Source organism: Streptococcus sp. UMB1203 (assembly GCF_030217725.1).
Lineage (GTDB): Bacteria > Bacillota > Bacilli > Lactobacillales > Streptococcaceae > Streptococcus.
This window is the reverse complement of sequence record NZ_JASOOK010000012.1, coordinates 43418-52269: the sequence shown is the minus strand read 5'-3', so window position 1 is coordinate 52269 and position 8852 is coordinate 43418. Positions and strand designations below refer to the sequence as shown.

General features: G+C 41.8%; 11 protein-coding genes. 1 reads left to right on the top strand and 10 read right to left on the bottom strand.

The genetic code is table 11. The features are described 5' to 3' along the window. Positions 1 to 38: 38 nt before the first annotated feature. The 5 genes from QP439_RS04615 to QP439_RS04595 form a co-directional block, all read right to left on the bottom strand. Positions 39 to 1220 carry an MFS transporter gene (locus tag QP439_RS04615; protein WP_285387990.1) on the bottom strand — a complete coding sequence of 394 codons (1182 nt, stop codon included), beginning with the start codon at positions 1218 to 1220 and terminating at the stop codon, positions 39 to 41. Positions 1221 to 1342: 122 nt separating this feature from the next. Next, positions 1343 to 1972, bottom strand: a complete 630-nt coding sequence (locus QP439_RS04610; protein ID WP_000033944.1) for a Pr6Pr family membrane protein — start codon at positions 1970 to 1972, stop codon at positions 1343 to 1345. 2 nt (positions 1973 to 1974) lie between these two features. After that, a complete protein-coding gene (locus tag QP439_RS04605; RefSeq protein WP_141230732.1) occupies positions 1975 to 2313 on the bottom strand; it encodes a zinc ribbon domain-containing protein YjdM in 339 nt (112 codons plus the stop codon). A 129-nt stretch (positions 2314 to 2442) separates the two neighbouring features. Next, positions 2443 to 3114 (bottom strand): (d)CMP kinase, encoded by a 672-nt coding sequence (cmk, locus tag QP439_RS04600; protein ID WP_261028498.1) that lies wholly within the window; start codon positions 3112 to 3114, stop codon positions 2443 to 2445. Between the two features lie 8 nt (positions 3115 to 3122). Next, the gene (locus QP439_RS04595) at positions 3123 to 3608 is read right to left on the bottom strand and encodes an SAG1386/EF1546 family surface-associated protein (RefSeq protein ID WP_261047336.1); all 486 of its coding nucleotides are present in this window, start codon (positions 3606 to 3608) and stop codon (positions 3123 to 3125) included. A 45-nt stretch (positions 3609 to 3653) separates the two neighbouring features. Here QP439_RS04595 and QP439_RS04590 point away from each other — a divergent pair, with 45 nt between their 5' ends. Further along, positions 3654 to 3851 carry a ferredoxin gene (locus tag QP439_RS04590; protein WP_198004170.1) on the top strand — a complete coding sequence of 66 codons (198 nt, stop codon included), beginning with the start codon at positions 3654 to 3656 and terminating at the stop codon, positions 3849 to 3851. Between the two features lie 57 nt (positions 3852 to 3908). Here QP439_RS04590 and QP439_RS04585 read toward each other — a convergent pair whose 3' ends face one another. From QP439_RS04585 to QP439_RS04565, 5 genes are all read right to left on the bottom strand, one after another. After that, complete coding sequence (locus tag QP439_RS04585; RefSeq protein WP_285387997.1) at positions 3909 to 4874, bottom strand: glycosyltransferase family 2 protein; 966 nt, start codon at positions 4872 to 4874, stop codon at positions 3909 to 3911. Between the two features lies 1 nt (position 4875). Further along, a complete protein-coding gene (gene galE / locus QP439_RS04580; RefSeq protein WP_285387979.1) occupies positions 4876 to 5895 on the bottom strand; it encodes a UDP-glucose 4-epimerase GalE in 1020 nt (339 codons plus the stop codon). A 295-nt stretch (positions 5896 to 6190) separates the two neighbouring features. After that, positions 6191 to 7294, bottom strand: coding sequence for an NAD(P)/FAD-dependent oxidoreductase (locus tag QP439_RS04575; RefSeq protein ID WP_285387977.1), 1104 nt, complete (start codon positions 7292 to 7294; stop codon positions 6191 to 6193). 16 nt (positions 7295 to 7310) lie between these two features. Further along, complete coding sequence (locus QP439_RS04570; RefSeq protein WP_285387974.1) at positions 7311 to 8108, bottom strand: Nif3-like dinuclear metal center hexameric protein; 798 nt, start codon at positions 8106 to 8108, stop codon at positions 7311 to 7313. Further along, positions 8095 to 8772 carry a tRNA (adenine(22)-N(1))-methyltransferase gene (locus QP439_RS04565; protein ID WP_285387972.1) on the bottom strand — a complete coding sequence of 226 codons (678 nt, stop codon included), beginning with the start codon at positions 8770 to 8772 and terminating at the stop codon, positions 8095 to 8097. The genes QP439_RS04570 and QP439_RS04565 overlap by 14 nt, the downstream gene beginning before the upstream one ends. Positions 8773 to 8852: the final 80 nt, after the last annotated feature.

Sequence of the window (8852 nt, the reverse complement as noted above, 5' to 3'; positions counted from 1 at the left end):
ATCAAAAAAGAAAGGACTAAATCTGTCCTTTCTAGAGCTTAGCTTTTCTTCAACCCACTACAGTTGACAAAGAGCCTCTTTTGAAATAGGTACATAACAAAGATAGAGGTTGCAATCAACCAAGATCCTAAGATAGCAAAGACCAACATCCCATTTTGTGTTAGTAAGCCAATTGCACCTAGAACAAATGGGGTCATAAAAGCTCCGAAACTACAGCCTAATACAGCAAATGAAGTCGCTTGATTGAGGAGTTTAGCTGGAATTCTTTCAGAGACAAGTTGAAAGACTGTCGTCAAGGCTACACTGTAGGCAAAACCAGCCAGAATACTTCCTGCCACTACCACCCACAAGGATGGAGACAGGGCAATCACAATTTGCCCTAAGCCAAAGGTTATACCAGACCAGAGGAGCAGTTTCTCTTTAAAGATAGAAATCAAGAAAGAAAAACTCACACCAGCCACAATCCCGATCAACTGCATGACACTAAGAACAAAACTAGATAACTGGGCATCCCCTAGTCCTCTTTCCACCATCAAACTTGGAATACGGATGGTAATAGCCGTATTGGTACAAACTACAACAGCCGCTTCGATAGCTAGGATAAAAATCAAGCCCTTCATTTCCCCAGTTAAGCGACTTACTTCCTTCGCTTTTTTCTTGACTTCTTTCTTTTCTTTTCCATAAGGGACAAAGAGCAAATAAAGGGTCAACACCAAAAATCCAGCACTATAAGCTAAGAAAGTAGCTGTCCAACCAAAGGCCAACAACTGGCCAACTGCCAAGGTAATGAGAGATGCCCCAACGACCTCTGCAGAACCGCGTAGCCCTAGCATCTGTATTCTCGTTTTTCCTTGGTAACGTTCACTGATAATGGAAATAGCCTTGGCATTAATCATCCCAACACCCAAACCAAAAAGAATCCTTGTTCCAAAGACAAAGAGATAGGCTTGATACCAAAAGGGTGCTGTTCCACTCAGTGATAAAATCAGCAATCCCAAACTAATCTGTAATCGCTCAGGAAATATTTTTTCTAAGAAAGCATTTAGTAATAACATAATCATGATTCCAAAGGAAGGTAAGCTCGCCAAGAGCTCAATTTGTTCCTTAGGATAACCTTGATAATAGTCAAACATGGCTGGCAGGGCACTCGAGATGGAAAAGGAGGTAATCAAAACGAGGGAGAGAGCCAAAATACTGGCCCGTTCTAAAAATTGTTTCATGAAATCTCTTTCTATATTCTCTTAATCTTCTACTTTTTGATAGTCAGCAAACAAGCAAGAAAAGAAGAAGTCTCATTGGTATATAGACTCCTTCTTAAACTAGAAAATGAATCCCTTGTATCTTAGGATGACTTTCTCTTGATTTGCTTAATAAAGTAGAAGATAAATCCTGCCACCATATAGGCAACAAAGATAATCAGACACCACTTAAACACAACATCCCAACCCTTGTTCACATTCAAAAAGAAGTAAGGGAAAGGACTGACCTTAGAATTAGGAACATCAAGTTTCAATACCAAGCCATTAAAAAGAGCAAAAATCATATACAGCAAGGGTAAAATCGTCCACACAACTGGATCCCAAATCTTGTATTGACCCTGTTTGTCAAAAAAGAGGGTATCCGCTAAAAACCAGAGGGGAACGATGTAGTGACAAAGGAAATTTTCCAGAGTATAGAAATTAGTCGCAATGGGAGCTAAGAGGAAATGGTAAATCACACAGGTAATCATGATACTCATGGTGACCCCACCTTTTAAGCGCAAGAGACTTGGCCTTTGCCAGTTTTCACCTAAACGGCTCATAACCTTTAGGAGATAGAGAGTAAAAATCGCCACTAAAAGATTGGACAGAACCGTATAATAGAGCAACATCCCAAATCCACCATGCTTGGCGATTTCAAGATAAACTCCCGTAAAAGCCGCTAGAAACAAGAAGATACGGCTATAAAATACAAGTTTATAGTGTTTTGACATGCTTAAATTTTCTTCACAAACTCTGATTTGAGTTTCATGGCACCAAAGCCATCAATCTTACAGTCGATATTATGGTCGCCTTCTACGATGCGGATATTTTTCACGCGCGTCCCTTGTTTCAAATCTTTTGGCGCACCTTTTACTTTCAAATCCTTGATGAGGGTTACTGTATCACCATCAGCCAATTTATTTCCGTTGGCATCGATAGCGACAATGCCCTCTTCTACTTCTGCAACTTCAGCAGGATTCCACTCATGAGCACACTCTGGGCAAACCAGTAGGGCACCGTCTTCGTAGACATACTCTGAGTTACATTTTGGGCAATTTGGTAGGTTGTTCATGGTTTCTCCTTATCATCATTCACTATTCTTTGAAAATCAAAATTTCTCGAACAGCAACTATTATACCTTAAAATCAGCATTTTGACAAATTTAGAAAAAACCGATATTAATCTATCGGCTTCTCTACATTTACATTCTTTTTTCAGCTTCTGCTTTGATTTTTGCAACTACTTCTTGAATGTTCAAACCAGTTGTATCAAGGTAAACAGCGTCCTCTGCTTGTTTTAGAGGCGAAGTCTCACGATGACTATCCTTGTAGTCACGCGCAGCAATTTCCTCTTTTAGGGTTTCAAGGTCTGTCTCAATTCCCTTGGCGATATTTTCCTTATAACGACGCTCTGCTCTCTCATCAACAGAAGCTACTAGGAAAATTTTCAATTCTGCTTGTGGCAATACAACCGTTCCAATATCGCGACCGTCCATGACAATACCGCCTTGTTGGGCAATTTCTTGTTGGAGGGAAACTAGTTTCTCACGTACTTGAGGAATTGCTGCAATAGCAGAAACATGATTGGTCACTTCATTTTCACGAATAGGATGAGTAATGTCCACATCTCCTACAAAGACAAGTTGTTCTCCAGTTTCTGAGCGCCCAAAACTGATTGGATGCTGGTCCAATAAGGCTAGAAGTGCTTCCACTTCTTCTACTCCTAACTGGTGCTTGAGAGCCATATAGGTCGCTGCACGATACATAGCACCTGTATCTAGGTAGGTGTAACCAAAATCCTTGGCAATGATCTTTGCGACCGTACTCTTACCACTTGAAGCAGGGCCGTCAATAGCAATTTGAATTGTTTTCATATCAACTCCTATTTGATTTTGACAACATCACCTGGATTAGCAAACCAAGATCCTGTAGCCATATGTCCAGGATTCAAGGCCTCTAACTGAGCAATCGAGATTCCTGCACGAGCGGCAATGGCTGCTTCTCCTTCTCCAGCCAAAACTTTTGTAGTTCCTTCTGGATCAGTTGGATGTTCTGAACTACTAGATGACTCTTCTACCTTTTCCTCTGAACCAGAAGATGCCTGTTCTGAACTACTAGAAGATGAAATCTGTACTACATTTGCATCAGAATCGTGAAAATCCTTCAAAGCTGCTGTACGATTACTCCCACCTGATGAAAGATAGATAAGAACAATAATCATCACGACTACAATCACAAAGAAAATACTTGCTAAGATAGTTAAGATACGATTAGCCAGCACTCCTCCACCTTGTTCTCTTTTGCGACGTTGTGTTCTTGTTTCTTCTTGATTCTCATAAATATCTTCTTGCCACGGTTCTTTTGCCATACCTTACTCCTTGTTTTTTTTTACTTTTCTTATTACAATATAAATATGAAAATCACACTTATACCTGAACGTTGCATTGCCTGTGGGCTTTGCCAAACTTATTCTGAATTATTTGACTATCACGATAATGGAATCGTGCGTTTTTACGATGACCCTGATCAACTAGAAAAAGAAATTTCTCCTAGCCAAGACGTCCTAGAAGCTGTTAGAAACTGTCCGACACGTGCCTTGATTAAAGATTAACTCTAATATCGACAAGAACGTTCCACTCCTTCTAGTTTAGCATATTTCCATGCAAAATTATAGTCTTTTCTCTTTATTTTTTTCTGTAAAATCAGGAAGGTCACTTTTTTCTTTGACGAGATAAAGTGGTCTTTTTTTAGTCTCTAGATAAATCTTACTGATATACTTGCCGAGAATCCCAATGGTCAAGAGTTGAATGCCTCCAAGAAAGAGAATGACAGCCATCAGAGAGGTCCAACCTGATGTTGGATTACCCAAAATGAGGGTCCGAACCACAACAAAAAAGGTCATGAGCAGAGAAAGAAAACAAGATAGGATACCAGCTACAAAAGCTATAATCAAGGGAAAATCTGAAAAATTAACAATCCCTTCAATAGAGTAGAAAAAGAGTTGCCTAAAACTCCAACTGGTCTTGCCAGCCTGCCTTTCGACATTTGGATAGTCCAGATATTGGGTTTTAAAACCCACCCAGGCAAAGAGCCCCTTTGAAAAACGATTGGACTCGGTCAAGCTTAAAATAGCATCAACCACAGACCTTCTCATCATGCGAAAATCACGGACACCTGAGGGCAAGGCTACTGGGCTAATTTTTTGCATAAGGCGGTAAAAGAGATCAGCACATAAACTACGAAAGAAGGGTTCTCCCTCCCGACTAGTTCTGCGTGTACCAACACAGTCCAAGTCTGCATTCTGGTCTAGTAAATTTTTCATCTCAAGCAACATACTCGGAGGATCCTGGAGGTCTGCATCCATCACCACCACTAAATCTCCTGTCGCATATTGTAAGCCTGCATAGAGAGCTGCTTCTTTGCCAAAATTTCGAGAGAAAGAAATATAATGAACTGCCGGATTTTGCTCCCGATAGGACTTTAAGAGTTCCAAAGTCCCATCACTTGATCCATCGTCGACAAAGACATACTCAATTTCTGTTTCCAAATCTGGAAGTAAATCTTCCAAAGCCTGATAAAAAAGAGGAAGTACTTCCTCTTCGTTTAAACAGGGGACAATGATTGACATCACCATCTTAGTCTTCAAATCCATTTGGATGCTTGCTTTGCCAACGCCATGCGTCTTCACACATTTGAGTAATGTCAAGTTCTGCTTCCCAGCCAAGTTCTGCTTTGGCTTTTGCAGGATCTGAATAGCAGGCTGCGATATCACCTGGGCGACGGTCTACAATGCGGTAAGGAATTGGACGTCCCACTGCTTTTTCCATATTTTGGATAATTTCAAGAACTGAGTAGCCTTTGCCTGTTCCAAGGTTATAAACGTTTAGACCTGAACCTTTTTGGATTTTTTTAAGAGCTGCAACGTGACCTTTAGCCAAATCGACAACGTGGATATAGTCACGAACACCAGTTCCATCTTCCGTATCGTAATCGTCTCCAAACACTTGCACTTGCTCTAATTTCCCAACGGCTACTTGAGTCACATATGGCAAGAGATTGTTTGGAATACCGTTTGGATTTTCTCCCAAATCACCACTCTCATGGGCTCCAATTGGGTTAAAGTAACGAAGTAAGACCACATTCCATTCTGAGTCTGCCTTGTAAATATCCGTCAAAATTTCCTCAAGCATAAGCTTAGTGCGGCCGTATGGATTGGTCACTGAAAGTGGGAAATCTTCCAAGATTGGCACTGTATGAGGATCTCCGTAAACTGTCGCAGAAGAACTGAAAATAATGTTTTTACAGTTGGCTTCTTCCATGACCTTCAAAAGACTAACAGTTCCAGCGATATTATTGTCATAATAAGCAAGAGGAATACGAGTAGATTCTCCAACAGCCTTCAAACCAGCAAAGTGAATGACACCTGTTGGTTCTTCTTGCTTGAAAATATCTCTGAGAGTATCCGTATCACGGATATCCGCCTCATAGAAAGGCACCTCAACTCCTGTGATTCTTTCAACAACTTCTAAACTTTTACGGTTGCTGTTGACAAGGTTATCCACCACAACAACCTGATGACCTGCTTGGATTAACTCAATAACAGTATGGGTTCCGATAAAACCTGCTCCACCTGTTACCAAAATCTTTTCTTGCATCTTCTTTCCTCGATTCTCGGATTTTTTCTTATTTTACCATTTTTGATAGGGAATGTCATTTGCCATCCTAGGGGCAAGGCTAAAATTTCAGTAAAATACTTATACTCTTCGAAAATCTCTTCAAACCACGTCAACGTCGCCTTACCATATATATGTTACTGACTTCGTCAGTTCTATCCACAACCTCAAAACAGTGTTTTGAGCTGACTTCGTCAGTTCTATCCACAACCTCAAAACAGTGTTTTGAGCAGCCTGCGGCTAGTTTCCTAGTTTGTTCTTTGATTTTCATTGAGTATTATTCGCTTTTTACTCGTTTGACATAGTTTTCAATTGGGTAGTTTACTGGATCTAAGGTCATTTCCCTGCCTTTGACCAGTTGGGCTAGGTGGTAACCGATAATAGGACCAGTTGTGAGGCCTGATGAACCTAGTCCGCTAGCTGCATAGACACCTGCTAAGTCGGGTACTTGCCCAAAGAAAGGTGAGAAATCACTTGTATAGGCACGAATGCCCACACGTTCACCGGATGATTTCGCTTCTGCCAAGGCTGGGTAGTGAGGTAAAGCCGCCTCCTCCATTTGCTGGATCAAGGTTTCATCCACCGTCAAATCAAATTCCATATCATTTTCATGGGTAGCGCCTAAGGACAATTTCCCACCTGCAAAAGGAATCAAATCCCACTCCCCTTCAGGCATAACAACAGGGTAAGATTCCATGTCTTGGGCAAGCTGATAATCTCGGAGTTGGCCTTTTTGGGGACGAACATCCACTTCATATCCTAAAGGCTCTAACAGGTGTCCCAACCAAGCTCCCGTCGCCAAAATAACCTGCTCAAACACCTCTTCGTCAATCTGATAACCTGATGCTAAAGGTGTCAGAGTCACTTTTTCTTTGACCATCTTGACCTGACTGGCTTCTAGCAAACGAGTCACTAAAAGTTGGCCATCTACTCTCGCTCCACCAGAAGCATAGAGCAGTTGGTCAAATCCCTGCAAACCAGGGAATAATTCATTAGCTGATGCTGGGTCCAGAATGGCTAATTGCCCTATCAAGGGAGATTCTTCTCTACGCTGGAGGGCTAGTTGATAGAGTTCTTCCAACTTAGTTTCATCCTTTTTCAGGAGAAAGACTCCCGAACGCTGGTAAAAGTCGATTTCTTGTCCTGACTTCTCTAAATCAGCTAATAAATCCACATAAAAGTCAGCCCCCAAGCGCGCCATTTTGTACCAGTCCTTATTACGGCGTTTGGAAAACCAAGGACTGATAATTCCTGCTGCAGCCTTGGTAGCCTGACCTTGTCCATGGTTAAAAACAGTCACTTCTAGGTCACTTTCTTTCGAGAGGTAGTAGGCAGCTGTTGCACCTACAATTCCTGCTCCAATAATGGCAACTTTTTTCATTGTTTTCACCTTCAAACTAGATATGGTGGAAAGGATTGGTCGATGCTTGACTAGGTAAAATTTCTAGTTCCCAGCCTTTTTCCTCTTTCCATTGATTAAGAAGCTCTGCGATTTTTTCCACAAAAAGCACTTCAATATAGTGACCTGGGTCCAAGGCTAGCAAGCCATCAGACAACATATCCTGGGCAGTGTGGTAGTAAATATCACCAGTGATATAGACATCCGCTCCTTTAGCTAAAGCATCCTTATAGAAAGACTGCCCGCTTCCACCACAGATGGACACTCTTGAAATAGGCTTCTGCAAGTCATTCTCTTGATAATGCACCATTCGAAGACTATCTAGACCAAAGACTTGCTTGACGTGTTGGGCCAATTCTCCAAATGTCTGAGACTGAACATTCCCAATACGTCCAATTCCACGTTCAGGGCCTGTTTCCTGCAGATAAGTTGTCTCCTCGATTCCTAGCATCTGGCAGAACCAATCATTGAGACCATTTTCAACGATGTCAATATTGGTATGGCTGACATAAACTGCGATGTCATGCTTGATGAGGTCGATGTAAATCTGATTTTGCGGACGGCCAGCTACCAAATCCTTGATTGGACGGAAAATCGGCGCGTGCTTGACAATAATCAAGTCCACACCCTTTTCAATGGCTTCAGCCACCGTTTCTTCACGAATATCCAGAGCAACCATGACGCTTTGGATATCCTTGTCCAAAGTGCCAATTTGCAGGCCACGACTGTCTCCCTCCATGGAAAATTCCTGAGGGCAAAAGGCTTCATACGCGTTAATCACTTCACTTGCTAGCATGGAGAACCTCCTTGATGCCTTGAATTTTATCTACTAGAACTTGACGTTCTTCCAGATTTTTTTCTGGAATTTGTCCGAGGGCAAACTCTAGCTTAACAGCTTCTTTTTGCCATTTTTGGACAAAGACTGGACTGATCTCTTTGGACAAGAAAGGTCCAAAGCGAACATCACTGGCTGATAGCTTCATTTGTCCTGCTTTCACCACCAAAATCTCGTAAAACTTGCCAGCCTCTTCTAAGATGCTTTCAGCTACAATCTGAAATTCGTTCTCTTGTAGCCAGATACGCAAGTCGTCTTCACGATTATTGGGCTGAAGGATCAATCGTTCTACATTAGCTAACTTGTCCAAGCCTTCTTCTAAAATCCTAGCAATCAAACGACCACCCATGCCAGCAATGGTAATGACAGACACTTGGTCTGCCTCTTCAAAGGCTGCCAAGCCATTGGCTAAACGAACCTGGATTTTCTCCTTTAGGCCGTGAGCCTCAACATTTTTGACCGCAGACTGATAGGGACCTTCCACCACCTCACCCGCAATGGCACTTTTGATTTGGCCTCTTTCGACCAACTCGATAGGCAGATAAGCATGGTCACTTCCCACATCTAGTAAAATGGCTCCCTGTGGCACAAAGGAAGCCACTAATTCTAATCTCTTTGAAATCATTTTCTCTCACTTTCCAAACTCTGTTACCTCTTATTATACCACATTTCAGCTGGCAATCTTGTACCTAAAAAGACCGCAAT

What these genes read in the sequence shown, in the direction of transcription:
- QP439_RS04575 (WP_285387977.1), bottom strand. Translation starts at nt 7,294, where the DNA reads ATGAAAAAAGTTGCCATTATTGGAGCAGGAATTGTAGGTGCAACAGCT.
- QP439_RS04585 (WP_285387997.1), bottom strand. Translation starts at nt 4,874, where the DNA reads ATGGTGATGTCAATCATTGTCCCCTGTTTAAACGAAGAGGAAGTACTT.
- QP439_RS04590 (WP_198004170.1), top strand. Translation starts at nt 3,654, where the DNA reads ATGAAAATCACACTTATACCTGAACGTTGCATTGCCTGTGGGCTTTGC.
- QP439_RS04595 (WP_261047336.1), bottom strand. Translation starts at nt 3,608, where the DNA reads ATGGCAAAAGAACCGTGGCAAGAAGATATTTATGAGAATCAAGAAGAA.
- QP439_RS04570 (WP_285387974.1), bottom strand. Translation starts at nt 8,108, where the DNA reads ATGCTAGCAAGTGAAGTGATTAACGCGTATGAAGCCTTTTGCCCTCAG.
- galE (WP_285387979.1), bottom strand. Translation starts at nt 5,895, where the DNA reads ATGCAAGAAAAGATTTTGGTAACAGGTGGAGCAGGTTTTATCGGAACC.
- cmk (WP_261028498.1), bottom strand. Translation starts at nt 3,114, where the DNA reads ATGAAAACAATTCAAATTGCTATTGACGGCCCTGCTTCAAGTGGTAAG.
- QP439_RS04610 (WP_000033944.1), bottom strand. Translation starts at nt 1,972, where the DNA reads ATGTCAAAACACTATAAACTTGTATTTTATAGCCGTATCTTCTTGTTT.
- QP439_RS04605 (WP_141230732.1), bottom strand. Translation starts at nt 2,313, where the DNA reads ATGAACAACCTACCAAATTGCCCAAAATGTAACTCAGAGTATGTCTAC.
- QP439_RS04615 (WP_285387990.1), bottom strand. Translation starts at nt 1,220, where the DNA reads ATGAAACAATTTTTAGAACGGGCCAGTATTTTGGCTCTCTCCCTCGTT.
- QP439_RS04565 (WP_285387972.1), bottom strand. Translation starts at nt 8,772, where the DNA reads ATGATTTCAAAGAGATTAGAATTAGTGGCTTCCTTTGTGCCACAGGGA.